Consider the following 22,354-nt stretch of genomic DNA (forward strand, 5'->3'; position numbering starts at 1 on the left):
AGGCAGAGGGCCGTGACGCGATAAACTGGCCGCATCCCCACCACCCGCGGCCGCGCCGCGATATAAGACGGAGACTTTTGTGAGCTTTACGCAGCTTGAACGTGTATCCATCGACCGTGTTCCCATCCGCCGGGCCCTCATCTCGGTCTACGACAAGACCGGTCTGGAGGAGCTCGCGAAGGGCCTGCATGAAGCCGGCGTCAAGATCGTCTCCACCGGTTCCACCGCCAAGAAGATCGCCGCCGCAGGGATTCCGGTGCAGGAAGTCGAAGAAGTCACCGGCTCCCCGGAAATGCTGGACGGCCGCGTCAAGACCCTGCACCCGCGCGTGCACGGCGGCATCCTCGCCGACCGCCGCGTCCCGGCGCACATGAAGACGCTCGAGGACATGTCGATCGAGCCGTTCGACCTCGTCGTCGTGAACCTCTACCCCTTCGTGGAGACCGTGAAGTCGGGCGCCGCGCAGGACGACGTCGTCGAGCAGATCGACATCGGAGGTCCCGCGATGGTGCGGTCGGCCGCGAAGAACCACGCCGCCGTCGCGATCGTGGTGGATCCGGCGTCCTACGGTTCCGTGGTGGATGCGGCCTCCTCCGGCGGGTTTGACCTGAAGACCCGACGCCGGCTCGCCGCCAAGGCGTTCGCGCACACCGCGTCCTACGACACTGCCGTGGCCACCTGGACCGCCAGCCAGTTCCTCGACGAGGACGGCGACGGCGTGATCGACTGGCCCGCCTACGCCGGCCTGGCCCTGGAACGCTCCGAGGTGCTGCGCTACGGCGAAAACCCGCACCAGCAGGCCGCGCTGTACGTGGACAAGGCCGCCCCGGCCGGCATCGCCCAGGCCGACCAGCTGCACGGCAAGGCGATGAGCTACAACAACTTCGTCGACGCCGACGCCGCCCTGCGCGCCGCGTTTGACTTCGCCGAGCCCGCCGTCGCGATCATCAAGCATGCCAACCCCTGCGGCGTGGCCGTGGGTTCCGCCTCCGCGGCGGACCCGATCGCCGACGCCCACGCGAAGGCCCACGCCTGCGACCCGGTTTCGGCGTTCGGCGGCGTGATCGCGGCCAACCGCACCGTCACAGCCGGCATGGCCCGGACCGTGGCCGGGATCTTCACCGAGGTCGTCATCGCGCCGGGCTTCGAGGACGAGGCCGTGGAGATCCTTTCCAAGAAGAAGAACATCCGCCTCCTGACCCTGCCCGAGGGCTACGGCCGCTACCCGACCGAGTTCCGCCAGGTCTCCGGCGGCATGCTGGTCCAGGCCACGGACAAGGTCGACGCCGAGGGCGACAACCCGGCCAACTGGACGCTCGCTGCGGGAGAGGCCGCAGACGCCGCCACGCTGGCCGACCTCGCCTTCGCCTGGACGGCCTGCCGCGCGGCCAAGTCCAACGCGATCCTGCTGGCCGCCGACGGTGCCGCCGTCGGCATCGGCATGGGCCAAGTCAATCGACTCGACTCCTGCCGGCTCGCCGTCGAGCGGGCCAACACCCTGGGTGTCACCGTGGAGTCCAACGTCGAGGGTGCAGGCGGGGCCTCGAACGCCGACGCCGCCGGAGCTCCGGAACGGGCCCGCGGTGCCGTTGCGGCCTCGGACGCGTTCTTCCCATTCGCCGACGGCTTGCAGATCCTGATCGACGCCGGCGTCCGCGCCGTCGTGCAGCCCGGGGGATCCGTCCGCGACGAGGAAGTCATCGCCGCAGCCAACGCCGCCGGCATCACGATGTACTTCACGGGCGCCCGCCACTTCTTCCACTAGGGGAGCTGCGCAGCGCTTGCCGCCAGGAATGGACATGCCCTCCCTATCCGGGAGGGCATGTCCATTTTTTGTGCCGCAGGGGTGTGCCGCGTGCACTGCCGCGTGCAGTGAGATTGCCCCGGTTACAGGGCCCGGGGGACATGCTCATTCTTCGCAGCCAGGGGTGGGCACTAGCCAGAGGTCAGCGGGACATGCTCATCCTTCGCAGCCAGGGGTGGGCATATAAGGATTATGTCCACTGGCCGGCGCGTGCAGTGGGCATGTCCCCTGTGAGCGCCCGGAACCTGGCGGCCGGGTCAGGGGGACATGCTCATCCTTCGCAGCCAGGGGTGGGCATATAAGGACTATGCCCACTGGCCGGCGCGTGCAGTGGGCACGTCCCCTGTGTGCGCCCGGACCCTGGCGGCCGGGTCAGGGGGACATGCTCATCCTTCGCAGCCACGAGTGGGCATTTGGGGATTATGTCCACTGGCCGGCGCGTGCAGTGGGCATGTCCCCTGTGTGCGCCCGGACCCTGGCGGCCGGGTCAGGGGGACATGCTCATCCTTCGCAGCCACGAGTGGGCATATGGGGATTATGTCCAGTGGCCGGCCCGTGCGATGGGCATGTCCGGTGGGAGGGGCAGGCTCCGGGACCAGCACACAGCAACGCGGGGTCACTTGCCGCCCTGTCGAGGGGGATAGGTGGCAAGTGACCCCGCGTTGCCCTATTCCTTTCCTAGGGTGTGGGCGTATTGGGGGTGGGGTTCTTAGGAGGCTGCGGCGGTGCTGTAGGCCTGCTGGATCACCGAGCCCCAGTAGGGGCCGTACATCACGGTGGAGCGGCTGCCGTAGCCGTAGCTGTTGATGGAGTTCTGGTAACCAGAGGAGCTGGTGCCGATGAACCAGGGGCCGCCGGAGGATCCGCCGGTCATGTCGCAGGGGATGCCCTGGGCGTTGAACTGGGGATTGTTGGGATCATCGGAGGCCGGGCCGGTGCAGCTCACCAGCGACTGGCCGTCGAACGGCGCCGCGGCCGGGTAGCCGTAGGACTTGTAGGTGAGGCCGCGCGCGGCGTTGAACTGGACGCCGGAGGCACCGACGACGTCGGACAGGTTCTGTCCGTTCAGCGGGGACACGACGGCGAATCCGGTGTCGTACTGCATATCGCCGGCCGAGCTCCACTGGGTCGTGGTGTAGAGCGCCTTGGCCGCCCACTTGCCGTACGGGGCGGCGCCGTTGAGGTACGCGGGGACGAAGACGAAGTTGGTGGCGAAGGCACCCGGGCCCTCATTGACGCAGTGGCCGGCCGTGGAGACGGTGCTCTTATTGGTGGAGGCCACCGAGTTGCCCGAGCAGACGTAGTTGCTGCCGCCCATCGTGAAAAACACCTTGCCGATGTTGGAGACCGGCGACTCGGCGGCGTGCAGGGTGGGCTTGCCGTTGGCGGCCTTGCCCGAGATCTGGGTGCTCGAGCCCTTCTCCACGGTGGCGGCCGAGGACTTGTTCCCGCGGGCCAAAGCCTTGTCCGCCAGCACGTCGCCGGGGATGGCCGATTTCATCCGCTCGGGCGTCCAGTAGTCGGCGGCGCGCGAGCCGTCGACGGACTGGCTGGCCACCTGGGGAGCCTTCTTGTCCTGCGCCGCAACGGGCGAGGCGGTGGCGCCGCCGGCCGCGCAGATCGCCAGGAGGGCCGCGGCGGAGAGGCTGAGGAGGCTGGTGGCCAGAGTCTTGGGTGTTCTCATGGGTGTCCTAACCGGGAGGAATGCGGGGCGGCCTGCCGGTGCGGGCCGCTGTGATGGGTTAGAAACTACGTCAAATTGACGAACATGTAAAGAACTTTGTCAACAACTGTCACATCAGATTCGCGCAGGATTAGGCCGGCTGCACGAGTCACGGGGCGACGGAGCCCGTCCCGGATAGGCGCCAATGGGGCCACCTCGGGTAAGTTAGAGCCGTTGAGATAACACAAGATTTCCGGATATCCGCAGACTTTCAGGGAGACGCCCGAGCAATGGCCAAGATTATCTATACCCACACCGACGAAGCGCCGATGCTGGCTACCTATTCGTTCTTGCCGATTGTCGAGGCATTCGCGTCGACGGCCGGTGTGGAAGTGGAGACCCGCGACATTTCGCTAGCCGGCCGCATCATCGCCGTCTTCGGCGACTACCTCACCGAAGAGCAGCGCGTCAGCGACGCCCTGGCCGAACTGGGCGAGCTCGCCAAGAAGCCCGAAGCCAACATCATCAAGCTGCCCAACATCAGCGCCTCCGTGCCGCAGCTGAAGGCCGCCATCGCCGAGCTCCAGGGCCAGGGCTACGCCCTGCCGGACTACCCGGACAACCCGGCCTCGGACGAGGAGACGGACATCCGCTCCCGCTACGACAAGATCAAGGGCTCCGCCGTGAACCCGGTCCTGCGCGAAGGCAACTCCGACCGCCGCGCGCCGCTCTCGGTCAAGAACTACGCCCGCAAGAACCCGCACAGCATGGGCGCCTGGACCCCGGAGTCCAAGACCAACGTCGCCCACATGGATGCCGACGACTTCCGCTCCAACGAGAAGTCCGTGGTCATCGAGGCGGACACCAACCTCAAGATCCAGCTGGTCAAGGAAGACGGCACGGTCAAGGTCCTGAAGCGGGCGTTCCCCGTGCTGGCCGGCGAAGTCATCGACGGCACCGTGATGCGCGCCGCCGCCCTGGACACCTTCCTCGCCGCCCAGGTTGCCCGGGCCAAGGAAGAAGGCGTGCTCTTCTCCGCGCACCTGAAGGCCACCATGATGAAGGTCTCCGACCCGATCATCTTCGGCCACGTCGTCAAGGCCTACTTCTCCGACCTCTTCGCCACCTACGGCGAGCAGATCGCCGCGGCCGGCCTGAGCCCCAACAACGGCCTCGCCTCCATCCTCAACGGCCTCGAGGACCTCCCCGAAGAGATCCGCGGCGACGTCGAAGCCGCCATCCAGAAGGGCCTCAACGACGGCCCCGAGCTGGCGATGGTCGACTCGGACAAGGGCATCACCAACCTGCACGTTCCCTCCGACGTCATCGTCGATGCCTCAATGCCGGCCATGATCCGCAGCTCCGGCCACATGTGGGGCCGCGACGGCCAGGAGGCCGACACCCTCGCCGTCCTCCCGGACAGCAGCTACGCCGGGATCTACCAGGTCGTCATTGACGACTGCCGCGCCAACGGTGCCTTCGACCCGACCACCATGGGTACGGTCCCGAATGTCGGGCTGATGGCGCAGGCCGCCGAGGAATACGGCAGCCACGACAAGACCTTCGAGATCCAGTCCGCCGGCACCGTCCAGGTGGTCGACGACGCCGGCACCGTCCTGATTGAACACCAGGTTGCCCCAGGTGACATCTGGCGCGCCTGCCAGACCAAGGACGTGCCGATCCGCGACTGGGTCAAGCTCGCCGTCACCCGCGCCCGCGCCTCCGCCACCCCTGCCGTGTTCTGGCTGGACAAGGGCCGTGCGCACGACGCCCGGATGATCGCCAAGGTCGAGGAATACCTCAAGGACCACGACACCGAGGGCCTGCAGCTCGAAATCATGTCCCCGGACGAGGCCACGGCCTTCACCCTGGCCCGCCTGCGTAAGGGCGAGGACACGATCTCGGTCACCGGCAACGTGCTCCGCGACTACCTCACGGACCTGTTCCCGATCCTCGAGCTCGGCACCAGCGCCAAGATGCTCTCGATCGTTCCGCTGATCAACGGCGGCGGCCTGTTCGAGACCGGCGCCGGCGGCTCGGCCCCGAAGCACGTCCAGCAGCTGCTCAAGGAAAACCACCTCCGCTGGGACAGCCTGGGTGAGTTCCTGGCCCTCGCCGTGAGCTTCGAGCACCTGGCAACCTCCACGGGCAACGCCCGCGCGCAGGTCCTCGCAGACACCCTGGACCGCGCCACCGGAACGTTCCTGCTGGAGAACAAGTCCCCGAAGCGCAAGGCCGGCGAGCTGGACAACCGCGGCAGCCACTTCTACCTGGCCAAGTTCTGGGCCGACGAGCTGGCACGCCAGAGCGACGACGCCGAGCTGGCCGCAGCCTTCGCCGCCGTCTCGGACGCCCTGGCCGCCAACGAGGAAACCATCGTCGGCGAACTGCTTTCGGTCCAGGGATCCCCGGTGGACATCGGCGGCTACTACCGTCCGGACGAAGCCAAGGTCTCCGCCGTGATGCGGCCCTCGGCCAAGTTCAGCGAAGTGCTGTCCCTGCTGGGCTAGCCCGCATAACGCGAACGGCGCACCGGGAACTCCCGGTGCGCCGTTCGGCGTTTAAGCGGCCGGCCGGTCCATGGCCGGACGACGACGGCGGTGCGTCCCGCCGTCGTCGGCCCGTGGCGGCCGGCGATTGCCCAGCGGCCAGGCATCTGCCTAGCGGTCGGAGATCCTGCGGCCGCCGCCGGCCTCGCTGGCCGGTTCGGTAGCCAGATCCGGGTCCGCGTCCAGCGGCGCTCCGGTCCCCAGCACGTCGTACTCCGGGTCGGTTACCGGCGTCAGCCCGCCGACCCGCCCGTCCGCGTCCCCGCTGTTGACCCGCTCGCGCCACGCGCCGGTCTCAAAGTCGCGGCCCTCAATGAACTTCTTGAACCGCTGCAGGTCCGCCCCCACCTGCCGGGAGTCGAGGCCGACCGCAGCGCCGATTTTCTCGGTGGCAGTGCCGGGCTCCCAACTGAGTTCGACGTCGACCCGGGTCTCCGCCGGTCCCAGCTCCGCGAAGCGCACGGTGCCGGCGTTGCGGGGGCTGTCTAGGCTTTCCCAGGACACCTGCCGGTCGGGATCCTGGCTGGTGATCCTGGCGTCGTAGTCGCGCTTGACCCCGCCGACGCTGGTTTGGAAGTGGACGGTGGTGTCATCGAGCTGCTGGACGGAGTCGACGCCGCTCATGAACTGCGGGAAGTCCTCGAACTGGGTCCACTGGTTGTAGGCCTGGCTCAGGGGAACGTTGACGGCGATGGATTCCTGGACTGTTGCCATGCTTGCTTTCACTCCTTCGGCTGGCAGGCTGCGGCCTGCGTCGTAGCAAGGGACGGATACAAGGGTTGGTACAAGTGCTCGGACAGCGGTTGGGACAAGTCAGGCCGTTTCCGGCCTGACTGACCAAGCTAGCGGGATCCGGCCAATTGTGAAAGTCCGGAGGCCGTCAGCGGCCGCCCTTGCCTTTGCCCTTGGGTTTGCTCTTCCCGACCGCCGGGGCCGGCGCCACAGGAGCCGGCGCTGCCGCTGCCTGGGCCGCGGCGGCCGCCTTCGCGGCTGCTGCTGCCGCCGCGGCCTTGGCTGCCGCCGCAGCCTTGTCGGCTGCGGCCTTCTTGGCCGCCGCCGCATCCCGGGCAGCCTTGTCGGCCGCCGCCTGCTTGGCAGTGAGGTCGGCGCGGACGGCATCCATGGCTGCCTTGATGCTTTGGTGGCGTTTGAAGGACACTTGTCCCTCCGTTGCCGCCGCGTCGAGCTTGGCGCCCAGTTCCTCCAGTAGTTTCAGCGCGCCGGCGGAGTCGTTGGTGGCTGCGGCCTCGGTCACGGCCAGGACCTGGGACTGGAGCTGACCTGCAGCCGTGCCGTCCAGTTCGGGAGCGGCGCCACATCCGGTGAGCGACCCGGCGATCAGGGCGGCTGTGAGCAGCGGACCGGCTACGGCCAGGTTCCAGCGCCGTTTGCTGGTGGCGTTCATGGTTGCACGCTCTTCTGCAGTTGCTTCAGGTGCTCGCCCAAATCGCCGGAGACGGCCGGATAAGGCACGACGGCGGGCGGCTTGGGGACAGCGAGGGAGACGGCGACGGCGGCTGCCGCAAGGAGCGCCACCAGAGTCAGGACGACGGCGATCCTCGTGCGGCGTCGGGCCTGGCGGAAACGCGCGAGCGGACGGCCCAGCACGCCCAGCCTGCCGGCGCGGCGCACCGGGGCGTCGTCCGGGGTCAGTGCGTGGTGCCGGCGGGTTCCGGCCCTGGTGCCCGGGGCCTGGCCGGCCGAGCCCTGCGCTGTGTTTTGGACAGGGTCCTGAGCTGTGTCCTGGACAAAGTCCCGCACTCCCGTCGCCGAGCGCGGCGGCCGGGCGGGCGGTGCGGGCAGCACCCTGGTCCGTTCTTCGGCGAGCGGGCCCGGCAAGGAGTCGGGGGAGACCAGGGCCTGGCGCAGCGCAGCCTCCAGGTCGGCAGCCGCGGGGCGATCCAGGGGGTCCAGCGCGGTCATGGCCCTGATCAGTTGGGCCCACTCGGCCGGCACCGCGTCGGGAATAACGGGGGCGCGGTGCAGCCGGGCCACTGCCGACTCGACGGCGCTTCCCGGATACTCCACGGATCCCTTGATGCACTCCAGCAGGACCAGGCCCAGCGAGTAGATGTCGCTGGCCGGACCCATGTCGGCGCCGCGGGCCTGTTCCGGACTCAGGTAGGCGGCCGTCCCCACCATCGTCCCGGTGGCTGTGAGCCTGGTCCCGTCGACGATCCTGGCGATGCCGAAATCGGTCAGCTTTGGCCGCAGCGGTTCGCCGGGCCGGACCCGCACCAGCAGGACGTTGGCCGGTTTGATGTCGCGGTGGATGATTCCGAGGGAGTGGACGTAGGCGAGGGCATCGGCGAGTCCCGCACCGATCACGGCAAGCTCGTCGAGAGGTACCGGGCTGTGCCGGATCCGGCTCCGGAGGTCCTGGCCCTCCACCAGTTCCATGGTCAGGAACGGCCTGGGCTCGTCCGGGATCCGGGTGTCCGTGCCGGCGTCGAAGAGCGTTACGAGGCTCGGATGGTTCAGTGTGGCCAGGAGTTCGATCTCGGCCTGCTGGCGTTTGAGCTCATCGGCGTCCGCGGATTGCGGGGCGAAGAGCTTGAGCGCGACGTCCCGGCCCAGGTTCTCGTCCCGGGCAGAGTACACGGACGCCATGCCGCCCCGGCCGATCACTTCGCCCAGACGGTAGCGGCCGCTCAGGATCTCGGTCGTGACCTCACTGGGTAAAGCGTCCACGATGTTCCCCGTCTTTCGTCCTGGCGCCGCGGTGGCGTCCCTAAAGAATAATACGGGTGCGGGTATCGGGTTCCGGCACGGGCCGCATCGTTCAGCTGTCGTCTGTGATGGCGGATCCACCTTTCTCGCGGAGGGAAGGGGTGCCGCCGGAGCCGGCGAGGCCGTTGAATCCCCCAGCGGACCCAACGACTTCGCTCCGGCGGCAATAGACCTGGACGGGAGCGGCCACGCGTTACGGTGGCCGTCCCGCGGGCGGAGCTTGCGCCGGGGTCGGGCGCGGCAGCCGGCGTGGGCATAGCGGCAGGGACCCGCGACGTGAGGGGGCCGGACCGGACGCGAGGGGCGCTGAGACGGCGCGCCTAGGCGGAACGTTGGTGCCGGGTATCCGTTCGCGGACGGTGGTGTCCATGGGGAAATCTCCTGAATGACTGGTGGCGGGCGCACATGGCAGCCCGAAGGACCGTGCTCTGCGCAGGAAAATGGCAGAGGACGGCCCTACTAGTCAGGAGAAGATCCGGGATCGGCGGCGACAGCAGGATGTACGTGCTGGAGCGGGCCGCTGATGGGGTCGGAGCCCATTGGGGGAATGAGGAAGAACGCGCTTGGCGTCCACGCAGCAGCGCCGGAAGGCCCGCTGGCCGTGGAACCGCTGCCGGACCCCGACCCGGGGGTCGCCGGGAGGGCAGCAGGGGCAGGCAGCCCGGTGTCGCCGCCACGGGGCCGGGGCGCGTCATTGCCGCCCGTGGGCGCCGCGGGGGCACCGTCTCCGGTTGACCGGGGGCTCGCAGGAGTTCGGCTCCCTGCGGCCAAGGCACCCGGCATACTGCCGCGGGCCGGGACTTCCGGCAGGGTCAGGGTGGAGACGTAGCCGTAGCTCGCCGCGGGGTAATCGGCCTGAAGGCCCTGCGGTTGGTCCGCAGCCGCCGGGCTTTGCTTCAGCAAAGGATCAGCGCTGGCCGGAGTGACTGCGACGGTCTTCCGTGGCGGGACAAGCGGTGCACGCCCGGCGCCGAGCTGGCCCGGGACGACCACCGGCGCCGGTATCACCGCAGGCAGGGTTGCCGGGGGCATCGTGCCGGGGGCGGATTCGCTCACTGGGGGCGTTGGCTCGGGAGCAGGCGGGACAGTCGGGAGGTCTCCGGCGCCCGTGTCGGGAGCGGTGACCGGAACAGCGGGGTCCGTAACCGGATCCGTAACCGGTGCCGGATCACTGGAAGGGGCGGGAGCAGGTTCTCCGGGCGGGTCCGGCGCGGGAGCAGGTTCTCCGGGCGGGACCGGCGCGGGAGCCGGGGAGGGCTCGGCCGGGGGACTGGCGACGGGTTCACTGACCGGTGGAACGGGGGCTGGAGTCTCAGCAACCTGGGAGGCCGGTTCGGGCTGGGCAACCGGCAACACGGGTTGCGGGACGACAGGGGGCGCGTCGGGCTCCGCAAGCGGCACGACGGGTTGCACGACGACGGGCTCCGGGACAACCGGCAGGGGGACAGTCGGAGGCGAAACCGGCGCCGGGGCCGCGGTGACGGCGGGCGCGGTTGGAGCTGGAGCCGACGGTGCCGGGCTTACGGGTGCTATCGGGTCATCGGCTTTCGGGAATTGGATCATGGTCACGACGGCCGAACCGGGGGCGGGTGGAACCGCGCCGGAGACCCTGAGTTCGTCGGCGTTGGCCGTGGCCGCGGAGAGCGCCAGCCAGGTCAGCCCGGCTCCCAAGGCCAGCAGCCCCCGTTGCAGGAAGCGGCGCGCACGGGGACGGGTTGTTGCAGATTCCATGCGCAACACACCTCCCCGAATCTATCGACGATTGGTCTACAGGGTAAGTCCGGGGGCCGGGGCGAGTCCATAGCCCGCGGCAAACTTGGGCCCGCAAAGCCCGGAAATCAGGGGTCAGCGCACGTCGTTCGGGTAGCTCACTCCCAGCTGGGCGCGGACGCCGTCGAAGAGCCGCATGGTGTTGAGGGAGTCCTCCAGCGGCATCACCGGGCTCTCGGTGAGGCCCTGCTGGATGCAGCGGGTAACCTCGCGAAGTTCGTAGCTGTAGCCGCGCCCCACAACACTGAACTGCTCGGCGCGCGGCTCCTCGAAGCCGACCCGCACGACTAGTTCCGTGGGGTTGTTGACCGAGCCCAGGCTCTGCAGGAACCCCTGGCTCCCGGCCACCGTGGCGGCGCGCGGCCCATGGGCCAGAAGCGAGGAGGTCAGCTGGGCTTGGGCCCCGTGGTGGTAGCCCAGCGTCAGCGCATTTTGGGCGTCCACGCCGTCGTCGTTGATCCAGCCGGTGGCACTGACCGTCTGCGGGAAACCCAGCGTGCCCAACGCCCACAGCAACGGATAGATGGTGATGTCCAGCAGGGCGCCGCCGCCGTCCCTCGGAGCCCACAGCCGGGAGGTGGGGGAGTAGGGGGCCGGGAAGCCCAGGTCCGCGCCGACCCACTTGACCTCGCCGATCTCGCCCGAAGCGGCGATCTCGAAGGCCCGCTGCATGCTGGGCAGGAACCGGCTCCACATCGCTTCCATCAGGAACAGGCCCTTGTCCCTCGCCAGCTCCACGAGCTCGGCGGCCTCCCGGGCGTTGACGGTGAGGGCTTTCTCGCACAGCACATGCTTGCCGGCCCGCAGCGCCGCCAACGCGATTTCGTGGTGGTGGGCGTGCGGCGTGGCGACATATACGACGTCGACGGCGTCATTGGCCAGCAGCCGTTCATAGCCCGCCACGCCGTCGTGGTCCCCGTAAGCCCGGGCAAAGCCATAGTCGGCCGCGAAGGCATCGGCCGCTGCCTGGCTGCGCGAGCTCACCGCGTAGAGCTCCGCGTCCGGGAGGAGTTCGAGGTCCCGGGTGACGGCGGCGGCGATCCCGCCGGTGGCGACCACACCCCACCGCAGCCGGGCGCCGGTGGCCGTCCGCGGATCCTGGTCGGGTTGGCTGAACAGCCACGGCTTCGCAATAAGGGCAGACATGCTGCCATCTTCTCACCCGTCTGCGGGAGGGATGCGTCTTTGGTGGCGCGAGCTGCGGGAGGTATGCGTCTTTGGTGGTGAAAGCTGCGGGAGGATCGGACGGGATCCGCCCGCAGCGCCTTGGCTAGCCCGGAAGTGACGCAGCAGCGCGGTTCCGCGCGGTCTCCTCGGTGAGCCGGCCCTGCTGGAGACGGAAGCGCCGATCCGTCTTGTTAGCCAAAGCGCGGTCGTGGGTGACGACGAGGATGGTCGTGTTGTAGTCCCGGCTCAAGGCGCTGAGCAGCTCGATGATGTGCTCGCCGGTCTGCTCGTCCAGGTTGCCGGTGGGTTCGTCGGCCAGGATCAGCTTGGGCTCGTTGGCCAGCGCCCGGGCGATGGCAACCCGCTGCTGCTCGCCGCCGGAGAGCCGGTTGATCCGCCGCACGTGCTTTTCCGGGCCCAGCTGCACCTGCTCCAGGAGCTGCCTGGCGCGTTCGGCCCGCGCAGCCTTGCGGATGCCGGCAAACTCCATCGGCAGCATCACGTTGTCCACGGCAGACAGGTTGGGGATGAGGTTGAACTGCTGGAAGACGAAACCGATGTCCCGGCGCCGGTACCGCGTCAGCTGCCCGTCGGGCATGCCGGCCAGGCTTACGCCGTCGACCAGCACGTCGCCGCTGGTGGGCTTGTCGAGGGCTCCGAGCAGGGACAGCAGGGTGCTCTTGCCGCTGCCGCTTTTGCCCACGATCGAGGCGAGGGTGCCTTGTTCGAGTTCGAAGCTCACGTCGTTGACCGGCTTGATGGTGCGGTCGCCGGACTTGAAGGTGCGGACCAGGTTCTTGACTTCGATCATGGCTATTCTCCTCGGAGGACTTCGATGGGACGGATGCGGGCCGTGAGCAGCGCCGGGACGAGGGCGCCGATGATGGCGACGCCGAACACCGCGGCGATGCCCGCGGCGATGACGCCGGGCGAGGCGCTCGCGGTGACGGAGGTCAGCAGCTGGTTGGCACCGCCGAGTGGGTTCCCTTCGGGGAAGCCGCCGGGGAAGCCGCCGGGGAAGCCGCCGGGCCCGCCGCGCCGTCCGGTGGCTGCCGCGGTGGTGCTGTTGGAGCTGATCAGGGCCGAGGCGATGCCGCCGCTGGCGAAGGAGGCGACGGCGGCACCCACCGCGCTGCCCAGCGCCACCAGCACCAGGGCCTCAAGCACGAACTGCAACCCGATGGTGCGGTTGGGGGCGCCGATGGCCTTCAGCACGCCGATTTCGCGGCGGCGCTCGCGGACCAGCATGACCATGATCAGCAGGATGATCAGGCCGGCGGTGGCCAGGGCGGCGGCAAAGGCGATGAAGGAAATGTTCTTGACGCTGTCCAGCGAACTCACCGCGGTCTGCAGGTTCCGCTGACCCTGGCTGACGTCGGCCTTGTCGGTGCCGAGGGCGGTCTGCAGGGCGGTCTTCGCGGCGTCGACGTTCTCCATGCTGTTGACCGTGACGATCATGGAGGACAGCTCGCCCGGCAGTGCGGCGAGGCTCTGGGCCGTCGGCAAGGTCAGGTAGAGGGCATTGTTGCCGAAGGCGGTCCCGGCGTCGAACAGCCCTTTGACCGTGAAGGTCTTGTCTCCGATGGTGAACGTGGAGCCGACCTTGAGGTTGTTCTTCTCGGCCAAGGTGATGCCGAGCAGCGCGCCGGCGGATGAGGCGGTGTAGTTGCCCAGGCCTGTGCCCTGGGTCAGTTGGAGGGCCTTGCCGCTCGAATCCACCTCGGCGCCGATGCCCGTCGCGGTCACCGGCAGCGAGAACGCCGGCGCGGACTGGCTGGTGCTCCCGGTGCCGCCTGTAGTGCCCGAGGACTGGTTGCGGTTGCCGAGTGTGCCGGCGTCGATCGCGGCCCTCAGGCTCGTCGTGACGGAGGTGGCCGACTGGCCGCCAGGAAGGCCCGGGCCGCCCTGTCCGCCGGGTCCCGCCTGGCCGGTTTGCGATGCGGCAGCCTCGGCTGCCGCTGCGGCGGCATTGCGGAGCCGCAGCGCCTTGGTGCCGACGACGCTGCTCACGTTGGGCACCTTGGCTGCGGTGGCAGCCTGCGCGGCGGTCAAGGGCTCGCCGCCGCCTTCGAAGCCCTGGCCGCCGGCCGGATTGACGGTCAGGACTGTGCCCACCGACGCGTTCAGTTCGGCGACCTTGCCGGTGACGGCCTGGTTGGCCACGAGCATGGACAGCGCAAGGCCGATGGCCACGGCGAGGACGGCCACGACGGCGGCGGTCCTGACCCTGTTTCGAAAGGCGTTGCCTACACTCCGGGCAAGGACGCTCACGGTACTCCTAGGGATCTGGCGCCGGACGGATTGGCCGGCGGCTGCTCCCACACTGGTACGGGCTGCTGTGCGGACGTCGGGGCAATGCTGTGGATCCGCTGTGAAGGTGTGGGCCGCCGTCGGGCGCGACCCGCATCCGCGGGACCGGAGCACAAAAAGGCCCCGGCCCTCCCTTGCGGGAGAGCCGGGGCCCGGTTTTAGAGCGTCAGACTACTTGGTCAGCGGTCCGAGTACCGGATCGTCGACGTAGGCCGTCTTGACGTTTTCCTTGGTCACGATGACCGGCTCCAGCAGGTAGGCCGGGACGGTCTTGACCTTGTTGTTGTAGGACTTGTCGTCGTTGATCTCAGGCGTCTTGCCGGCCTGGATGTCCTTGACCATGGTGATCGCGTGCTCGACGAGCTTGCGGGTGTCCTTGTTGATGGTGGAGTACTGCTCACCGGCCATGATCGACTTCACGGACTCAACTTCCGAGTCCTGGCCGGTGATGATCGGCAGCGGCTTGCCGGCGGCCTTGACCGAGGTCAGGACCGCGCGGGCCAGCGTGTCGTTCGGGGACAGCACGCCGTCCAGGGAGGCGCTGCCGTAGCTGCCGGCCAGCAGGGTGTCGGCACGACGCTGGGCGTTCTCAGCCTTCCAGCCCTGGGTAACGGCCTGTTCGAAGGTCTTCTGGCCCGACTTGACCACGAGGGTGCCGTCGTCGATCTTCGGCTGGAGCACCTTCATGGCGCCGTCGAAGAAGACCTTCGCGTTGGCGTCATCGGGGGAACCGGCGAACAGTTCGATGTTGTACGGGCCCGAGGGCTTCTTGGCCTTCATGCCGTCCAGCAGCGCCTGGCCCTGCAGCTCGCCAACCTTGAAGTTGTCGTATGCCACGTAGTAGTCCACGTTCGGGGTGTTCAGGAGCAGACGGTCGTACGCGATGATGGTGGCGCCGGCGTCCTTGGCCTGCTTGAGCTGGGTACCCAGCTGGGCGCCGTCGATGGCACCCACGATGATGACCTTGGCACCCTTGGTGACCATGGCGCTGATCTGGTTCTGCTGTTCCGAGACGCCGCCGTTGGCGAACTGCACATCTGCCTTGAAACCGGCACCCTTGAGGCCGTCGTTGAACAGCTTCTCTGCCAGCACCCAGTTTTCACTGGTCTTCTGGGGAAGCGCGACGCCGATCGAGGAGTCCTTGGGGAACGCCTCGGCGCCGCTGCTCGCGCCACCGGAAGTTCCGCTGTCGGAACGGCCGCAGGCTGTCAGCGCCAGTGCCGCAATAGCAGCGATCGCTGCTGCCTTTCCTGCTTTACCAATCATTTGCATTGCTTGGTTCACTTTCTATAGATGGTGTTCGGAGAATCAGGGGTATCGGGGGCTTGGAAACCGATCAGGCTTCCTTGGCAATGACCTCTTTGGTGGAGGTGGTCTCGTCGGGCTTGATCTCGTTGCCGCGGCCGAAGTTCTTCATCATCATGCCGATGATCGACCGCTTGCCCTGGGACTTGTTGTAGACGTCGAAGGCGACGGCGATCAGGAGCACGAGGCCCTTGATGATCTGGGTGAGGTCGGCGCCGACGCCGAGCAGCTGCAGGCCGTTGTTCAGCACGGCCATCACGAGGCCACCGACGATCGAGCCGATCACGGTGCCGACGCCGCCGGTCACCGCGGCGCCGCCGATGAAGACGGCGGCGATCGCGTCAAGTTCCCAGCCGACGCCGTCGAACGGGCCCGAGGCGGTGGAGCGGCCGACGAAGATCATGCCGGCGAGGCCGGCCAGGATGGACATGTTCATCATGACCAGGAAGTTGACCTTCTTGGACTGCACGCCGGACAGCTCGGCCGCGTGGCGGTTACCGCCGACGGCGTAGACGTGGCGGCCGACGATGGTCTTGGAGGAAATGAAGCCATAGACCAGGACCAGGACGGCGAGGATCAGGCCCGGGATCGGGAACGAGGTGCCCGGGCGGCCGGTCGCGAACAGGTACGTCGCGTAGAGGATGGCGCCGCAGATCAGGACGAGCTTGGTGACGGTCACCCAGGCTTCGGGCACCTCGGCGCCCAGGGACTTGGCCTTCCGGCGGGAGCGGATCTCGCTGACGATGACGAACGCCACACCGGCCAGGCCCAGCAGCAGGGTCAGGTTGTTGTAGCCGGTGACGGGCCCGAATTCAGGCAGGTAGCCGGAACCGATGTACTGGAAGTCGGCGGGGACCGGGATGGTGTTGGACTTGCCGACAAACTGGTTGAAGCCGCGGAAGAGCAGCATGCCGGCCAGGGTGACGATGAAGGCCGGGATGCCGACGTAGGCGGTCCAGAAGCCTTGCCAGGCGCCGATCAGGACGCCGAGCAGCAGGCCGAACAGGATGCCGAGGTACCACGGGATGCCCCAGTCCTGGATCATCAGGGCGACGCTGACGCCGACGAACGCCGCGACCGATCCCACCGAGAGGTCGATGTGGCCGGCGATGATCACCAGCACCATGCCGATCGCGAGGATCAGGATGTAGGAGTTGCCGTTGAAGAGGTTGATCACGTTGCCCGGGGTGAGGGTGTTGCCCCCGGTGGCGATCTGGAAGAAGACGATCAGTGCAACCAGGGCGAAGATCATGCCGAATTGGCGGGTATTGCCGCCAAAGAGCTTCTTGAGCGCGTTCATTTTGTCAGTCCTTGTTGTCCGGAATGTTCTGGATGGTCCAGAGGGTCAGGCAGTCTTGCGGGCGGAAGTCATGAGTTTCATGAGGCTTTCCTGGCTGGCTTCCTCTTTGTTCAGCACGCCGGTGATGGCGCCTTCGAAGATGGTGTAAATGCGATCGGAGAGCCCCAGCAGTTCAGGAAGCTCCGAGGAGATCACGATGACGCCCTTGCCCTGGTTGGCCAGTTGCTGGATGATCCCGTAAATCTCGTACTTGGCGCCGACGTCGATCCCTCGGGTCGGCTCGTCCAGGATCAGCAGGTCCGGGTCGGTGAACATCCACTTCGCCAGCACCACCTTTTGCTGGTTGCCGCCGGACAACTTGGCGACGCCTTCCTCCACGGACGGCGTCTTGGTGCGCAGCGACTTGCGGTACTGCTCGGCGACGGTGAATTCCTTGTCGGCGTCGACGACGTTGTGCTTGCTGATCTTCTTCAGCGCCGCCGAGACCGTGGTGGCCTTGATGTCGTCCAGCAGGTTCAGCCCGAGGGACTTGCGGTCCTCCGTGACGTAGCCGAGGCCGGCGTCGATCGCCTGCTTGACGGTCTTGAGGTGCAGTTCCTTGCCGTCCTTGTAGACCTGGCCGGAGATGAAGCGGCCGTAGGAGCGGCCGAACAGGGACCGGGCGAGCTCGGTGCGTCCGGCACCCATCAGGCCGGCGAAGCCGACGATCTCGCCGCGGCGTACGAAGAAGTTGGAGTTCTTGCAGACCAGGCGGTCCTGGATCTGCGGGTGCCCCACGTTCCAGTTCTTGACCTCGAAGAACGTCTCGCCGATCTTGGGTTCGTGCTCCGGGAACCGGGATTCCAGGGTCCGGCCCACCATGCCCTTGATGATGCGGTCTTCGTCGACGCCGTCAGCCTTGACGTCGAGGGTCTCGATCGACTTGCCGTCGCGGATAATCGTGATGGAGTCGGCGATCTGCTCGATCTCGTTGAGCTTGTGCGAAATGATGATCGAGGTGATGCCCCGGCCCTTCAGGCCCAGGATCAGATCCAGCAGGTGCTGGGAGTCGGATTCGTTCAGGGCCGCGGTGGGCTCATCCAGGATGAGGAGCTTGACCTTCTTGTTCAGCGCCTTGGCGATCTCGACCAGCTGCTGCTTGCCGACGCCGATTTCCTTGACCGGGGTGTCCGGGTCCTCGCGGAGCCCAACCCGGGCCAGCAGTTCGGTGGAGCGGATCCGTGCCTCGGCCCAGTCGATCACCCCGCGCCTGGTCGGCTCGTTGCCCAGGAAGATGTTCTCCATGATGGAGAGTTCCGGGATGAGGGCCAGCTCCTGGTGGATGATCACGATGCCGGCGTGCTCGCTGGCCCGGATGTCCTTGAACTGCTGGACTTCGCTCTGGTAAACGATGTCGCCGGTGTAGCTGCCGTAGGGGTAAACGCCCGAGAGCACCTTCATGAGGGTGGATTTTCCGGCGCCGTTTTCGCCGCAGATGGCGTGGATTTCGCCGGCCTTCACCCGCAGATTCACCTCGGCCAATGCTTTAACGCCGGGGAATTCTTTGGTGATGGAGCGCATCTCGAGAATTATCGGATCGCTGTGCGTGTTGAGGGACGTCATCTGCCCTTACGCCTCCAATGCATGACTTCGTTGTCCGCCCCTGCAAACCGCAGGGCCGTCTGATGGAAAAGTAAACTGGATCACGCCGTTGTCGTCAAGTCTTTAACGCAACGGGTGGGTAACGGCTGCTTTAGTTTCGCCGTATTCCGGCATGTTGGAAGACCAGGGCGGTGGCGCCAAGGGCCTCGGCGCGGTCGCCAAGCGAGGACATCGTCAGGGTGGTGGTTTCGCCGATGACGGGGACCGCGTGGCGCACCAGGCCGCGCCGGATCGGGTCCAGCAGCAGCTCGCCAAGCCCCGCCAGCGGCCCTCCGACCACGATCACCTCGGGGTTGATGAGGTTCGCGACGTTGCCCAGCGCGCGGCCGACGGCGAGCCCGGCGTCGTCCACCACCCGGAGCGTGGCCGAGTCCCTGGCGAGGGCCTTGCGCACGATGTCCTCCGGGGTCAGCGGCGCGTCCTCGCCCCGGCCCAGCAGTTCGATCATGGTGGTGGTCGAGGCGATCGTTTCCAGGCAGCCGCGGTTCCCGCAGCGGCAGACGAGGCCGTGCTCGTGGATGGTGGCATGGCCGATTTCGCCGGTGATCCCGACGTTCCCGTAGTACGGCATCCCGTTCAGGATCAGCCCGGCGCCGATGCCCGAGCCGATCTTCAGGAAGAGCAGGTTGCTGATGCCGGTGTGCGGGCCCCACGTCACCTCGGAGAGGGCGCCGAGATTCGCGTCGTTGTCGACAAATACCGGCAGATCCAGCGCTTCCTCAAGGCGTTTGAGGATGTTGATGCCCACCCACTCGGGCAGGATGGCGCCCTGCGCCACGGTGCCGGTACGGCGGTCGATGGGGCCCGGGATGCCGACGCCGGCCCCCACCAGGGCGCTGCGTTCCACGCCGCTATTGGCCAGCAGCCGGTCCAGCACCCCGACGGCGGCGGTGATGCCCTCCTCGGCGTGGTGGCCCAGTGGCAACAGGACCGATTCCTCCGCCACCACGTGGTAGCTGAGCGAGGCCAGGACCACCCGGAGGTGGCGGCGGCCGAAGTCGATGCCGACGGCGACGGCACCGTTGCTGTTGAGCCGGACGTTCAGGGCGCGGCGCCCGGAACTGGTGATTGGTTCGGTGGACGCCAGCCCGGCGTCCTGCATGATCTTGACGATGTTGGAGACTGTGGCCGTAGAGAGGCCGGTCTGCCGGGCCAGTTCCGCCTGGGTGGAAGGGCCGGCCAGCAGGCATTCAATGATCCGCTGCTGGTTCAGATGCCGAAGCGCGGACTGCGACCCGGGGTTTTTAGTGCGGCTCCTCGTTGAGCGCGTTGGTGAGGGCATGCAATGAAGCGTGCCGCATCCGGGGCTTGTAGTCAAGAAGTTAACGCATGGAGGGCGGTGCCACGGGATTCCGGCGGCGCCGCGTGCTGGCGCCCGGCCTGCGCCCCGCCGCAGGGACGTTCCGCCCTGCCCGCCCGCCGGCTGGGCGGAATTGCACCAACCCGGCCTTTTCGGGCCGAGGCTAGGCTGGAAGAGAGTCCGCGGCAAGCCTGCGGAGAGTCCGAAGAATCTCGAGGTGGTAATGGTGCTGCTGGCCCTGATGCAAGCGAACTCGGCCGTGCTCGACGTGGCGGCGAACGTGGCGGCGGTCGAGGATGCGGCGCGCGCAGCGTCCGCCCAGGGCGCGCAGCTGCTGCTGACGCCGGAACTCTTTCCCGTCGGTTACGCGCCGATTCGGCTGCGTGCGGCCTTCGACCCTGCCACGCTGCCGGCGCTCCGCGCGGCCCTGGCCGAGGTGGCCCGGCGGCACCAGATCGCGCTGGTGTACAGCCTGCCCGCCGTGACGCCGGCCGGGGAGTGGCGAATATCCGCGACCCTGGTGGATGAGTCCGGTGAGGAGTTGCTCGGCTACGAAAAGGTGCACTTGTTCGGCCCGGATGAACGGGAAGCGTTTGCTGCCGCCACCGAGGCCCCGGATGTCGTGGAGTTCCACGGGCTCAAGACCTCGCTGGTCATTTGCTACGACATCGAGTTTCCCGAGTCCGCCCGGGCCGCCGCCCTGCGCGGCGCGGAGCTGCTGCTGGTGCCCACGGCCCTCGCCGGCGGATTCGACGCCGTGCCGGACGTACTGGTCCGGGCCAGGGCGCTGGAGAACCAGCTGACCGTGGCCTACGCCAACCACACCGGCGTGGAGGCGGGCTGCGAGTTCCAGGGTGGCAGCATCGTGGCCGGCCCGGACGGTGCCGTCCTGGCCGCGGCCGGTACCGGCGTGGAACTGCTGTTCGCCGACGTCGGTGTGCCGGCGGACGCCGCCGCCGCGGAGAACGGTGCCGACGCTGCGGTGGCCTATCTTCGCGATCGCCGCCCGGAGCTCTACCGCGCCTGGGGAATCTGAGCGGCGGACGTCCGGCCGGCGGACCTTGAGGCTGCGGGGGAGTCGGTAGCGGCGGCCGCGAAGACAGCCGGGACGGTGGCGCCGCCCCCGGCGTCGGGCAGCTCCGGCCCGCCCAGGTACTGCAGCGCAACCCAGAGCTCCGCGCGGGCCTGGGCCTGGTTGAGATCGAGGCCCAGCAGTTCGGCAATGACGCCGAGCTGCCGGCGGACGCTGTTGCGATGCAGTCCCGTGGCCTTCGCGGTGGCGTCCCAGCTGCCGTTCTCGCCAAGCCACGCGCGCAGAATGCCGAGCAGGCTGTCGCGGCGCTCCGGCTCGAGCGCAAGCAAGGGTGCCAGCAGGCGCCCGGCCAGCAGGGTGCCGGCCTCGGGGCCGAGCAGGCCCGTCACGGACCAGGTGACGTCGTCCTCCCGCACGCTCCGGCGGCCGGTGAGAACCTGGTTTCGCAGCGAGGAGGCGCGCTGGTGGGCGTCAGCCAGGCCCTCGAATTCGGTGCCGCCGCCAATCACCAGGCACCAGCCGAGACGTTCCACCTCGGCGAGCAGGGCGTCGTCGACCCTGAGCCGGGTAATGGCGGCAAAGCCGTAGTCGGTGAGCTCCACGAGTTTGGTGTCGAAGAGCCGGCGCCATTCGAGCAGCTCCCGCACCGGGGCTTCGCCTGTGCGGCGCGGACCGTCCGCTGGCCGGGCGCCCCCGGCGGCGGCGCCGATGCGGACGCCCTGGACGACGCGCAACTGCCCGGACCGGGTGGAGGAAATGCTCTGTGCCAGCAGGTCCTTCAAGCCGGTCACATGCCGTGCCGTTCCGGAGGCCGCGGTCTCCGGATGCAACAGCAACGCCGTGGCCAGCTGGCTCGGGGCCAGGGAACCGCTCGTGCGCTGGCGGACCAGCAGCTCCAGCAGCCCGACGGCGGTGGAGACGACGCTGTTCTGGGCCGGGGTCAGCGGTGCGTCCGTGCCGAGGACAAGCGCGCCGAGGTTGGCGTCCCGGGTGCTGCGCAACGGATACCCGAAGACCAGCGCAGAGCCTGCGGCGTCGAATGAATCCATCTCCACCCGGGGACCGCTGCCGGCGAGCAGCCGGGTCAGCAACGGCTGCAAAGCGGCGGAATCGACTCCCGCTGCGGCGCCGGGGCCGGTCTGGAGCCCGGCGGAACCGGCCGCGCCGCGGGCCCGGACCCGTCCGTCCGCGCCGAACAACACAGCCCAGACCGGGACGCGCTGCACGAGGGCCGCCAGGAGTTCATGTTCGGGGCGCGCAGACAGGACCGCGCGCATCAGTTGCCGGTTGATGTCGGCCAGTTGGCGGAAAGTCTTGGCGTTGTCGGATTCGAGGAGCCGGGAGAATTCGAGGCCCAGGGCGGCGAAGGGGAGGCTGCCCGGGATGGACACCAGTGTCAGCCCGTGCCGCCGGCAGGCCCGTACTACAGCGTCCGGCACGGCCTCGAAATAGGGTTCCAGGCCAAAGCCGAGCGCCCCGACCCGGGCCCGGACCAAGCGCTGCACGTAGGCATCCACCGCCGTCTCGCTGCCGCCGCCACCCTCGAAGGGAAGGCCGGCGGTAAGCAGGAACTCGCCGTCGAGCAGGTAGGGGGTCGGGTCGGCCAGCTCGCTCGGCTCGACCCAGCGTAGGCGCTCGTCCCCGTTACCAGCGTCGTGCAGGACCTCCAGCGCAGGGAGCTGGCGCAGGAACTGCGCAAGCGTGACGAAGCCGAAGCGCTCGGCGTCCTCAGCAGCCACGGCCGGGGCCTTCCCGGCGGCGGCTCGGCACGCCGTATCCCGG

15 protein-coding genes are annotated in these 22,354 nt (G+C 68.2%); 3 read left to right on the plus strand and 12 right to left on the minus strand.

Annotation, left to right across the window (positions count from 1 at the left end):
• The first annotated feature begins 79 nt into the window (after positions 1 to 79).
• Positions 80 to 1,765: a bifunctional phosphoribosylaminoimidazolecarboxamide formyltransferase/IMP cyclohydrolase gene (gene purH, locus HNO80_RS14505; RefSeq protein ID WP_175323562.1), complete on the plus strand. Its 1,686-nt coding sequence runs from the start codon at positions 80 to 82 to the stop codon at positions 1,763 to 1,765.
• A gap of 748 nt (positions 1,766 to 2,513) precedes the next feature.
• Here the strand turns inward: purH and HNO80_RS14510 are convergent.
• Complete coding sequence (locus HNO80_RS14510) at positions 2,514 to 3,488, minus strand: trypsin-like serine peptidase (protein WP_175323563.1); 975 nt, start codon at positions 3,486 to 3,488, stop codon at positions 2,514 to 2,516.
• A gap of 269 nt (positions 3,489 to 3,757) precedes the next feature.
• On the opposite strand from HNO80_RS14510, the gene HNO80_RS14515 reads away from it, so the two are divergent.
• Complete coding sequence (locus tag HNO80_RS14515; RefSeq protein WP_175323564.1) at positions 3,758 to 5,977, plus strand: NADP-dependent isocitrate dehydrogenase; 2,220 nt, start codon at positions 3,758 to 3,760, stop codon at positions 5,975 to 5,977.
• A gap of 150 nt (positions 5,978 to 6,127) precedes the next feature.
• Here the strand turns inward: HNO80_RS14515 and HNO80_RS14520 are convergent, their stop codons facing one another.
• From HNO80_RS14520 to HNO80_RS14565, 10 genes are all read right to left on the minus strand, one after another.
• The gene (locus tag HNO80_RS14520; RefSeq protein ID WP_175323565.1) at positions 6,128 to 6,730 is read right to left on the minus strand and encodes an SRPBCC family protein; all 603 of its coding nucleotides are present in this window, start codon (positions 6,728 to 6,730) and stop codon (positions 6,128 to 6,130) included.
• Between the two features lie 166 nt (positions 6,731 to 6,896).
• Positions 6,897 to 7,421, minus strand: coding sequence for a mucin-associated surface protein (locus HNO80_RS14525; RefSeq protein ID WP_249777369.1), 525 nt, complete (start codon positions 7,419 to 7,421; stop codon positions 6,897 to 6,899).
• Complete coding sequence (locus tag HNO80_RS14530; RefSeq protein WP_502707864.1) at positions 7,418 to 8,710, minus strand: serine/threonine-protein kinase; 1,293 nt, start codon at positions 8,708 to 8,710, stop codon at positions 7,418 to 7,420. The genes HNO80_RS14525 and HNO80_RS14530 overlap by 4 nt, the downstream gene beginning before the upstream one ends.
• Positions 8,711 to 10,591: 1,881 nt before the next feature.
• The gene (locus HNO80_RS14535; protein WP_175323567.1) at positions 10,592 to 11,662 is read right to left on the minus strand and encodes a Gfo/Idh/MocA family protein; all 1,071 of its coding nucleotides are present in this window, start codon (positions 11,660 to 11,662) and stop codon (positions 10,592 to 10,594) included.
• 124 nt (positions 11,663 to 11,786) lie between these two features.
• Entirely contained in the window at positions 11,787 to 12,494 is a 708-nt protein-coding gene (locus HNO80_RS14540) for an ABC transporter ATP-binding protein (RefSeq protein WP_175323568.1), read from the minus strand.
• A gap of 2 nt (positions 12,495 to 12,496) precedes the next feature.
• Positions 12,497 to 13,954 carry an ABC transporter permease gene (locus HNO80_RS14545; protein WP_175323569.1) on the minus strand — a complete coding sequence of 486 codons (1,458 nt, stop codon included), beginning with the start codon at positions 13,952 to 13,954 and terminating at the stop codon, positions 12,497 to 12,499.
• Between the two features lie 210 nt (positions 13,955 to 14,164).
• Positions 14,165 to 15,265, minus strand: a complete 1,101-nt coding sequence (locus tag HNO80_RS14550; RefSeq protein WP_175323570.1) for a substrate-binding domain-containing protein — start codon at positions 15,263 to 15,265, stop codon at positions 14,165 to 14,167.
• A gap of 64 nt (positions 15,266 to 15,329) precedes the next feature.
• Positions 15,330 to 16,598, minus strand: a complete 1,269-nt coding sequence (gene mmsB / locus HNO80_RS14555) for a multiple monosaccharide ABC transporter permease (protein WP_175323571.1) — start codon at positions 16,596 to 16,598, stop codon at positions 15,330 to 15,332.
• A 45-nt stretch (positions 16,599 to 16,643) separates the two neighbouring features.
• The gene (gene mmsA, locus HNO80_RS14560) at positions 16,644 to 18,200 is read right to left on the minus strand and encodes a multiple monosaccharide ABC transporter ATP-binding protein (RefSeq protein ID WP_175323572.1); all 1,557 of its coding nucleotides are present in this window, start codon (positions 18,198 to 18,200) and stop codon (positions 16,644 to 16,646) included.
• A gap of 130 nt (positions 18,201 to 18,330) precedes the next feature.
• The gene (locus HNO80_RS14565; protein WP_175323573.1) at positions 18,331 to 19,521 is read right to left on the minus strand and encodes an ROK family transcriptional regulator; all 1,191 of its coding nucleotides are present in this window, start codon (positions 19,519 to 19,521) and stop codon (positions 18,331 to 18,333) included.
• A 241-nt stretch (positions 19,522 to 19,762) separates the two neighbouring features.
• Here HNO80_RS14565 and HNO80_RS14570 point away from each other — a divergent pair, with 241 nt between their 5' ends.
• Positions 19,763 to 20,575: a nitrilase-related carbon-nitrogen hydrolase gene (locus HNO80_RS14570; RefSeq protein ID WP_175323614.1), complete on the plus strand. Its 813-nt coding sequence runs from the start codon at positions 19,763 to 19,765 to the stop codon at positions 20,573 to 20,575.
• On the opposite strand, the gene HNO80_RS14575 is transcribed toward HNO80_RS14570, so the two are convergent.
• Entirely contained in the window at positions 20,554 to 22,311 is a 1,758-nt protein-coding gene (locus HNO80_RS14575) for a PucR family transcriptional regulator (protein ID WP_175323574.1), read from the minus strand. The two genes, HNO80_RS14570 and HNO80_RS14575, sit on opposite strands and share 22 nt — an antisense overlap.
• Positions 22,312 to 22,354: the final 43 nt, after the last annotated feature.

The organism is Arthrobacter sp. C9C5 (assembly GCF_013359735.1).
Lineage (GTDB): Bacteria > Actinomycetota > Actinomycetes > Actinomycetales > Micrococcaceae > Arthrobacter.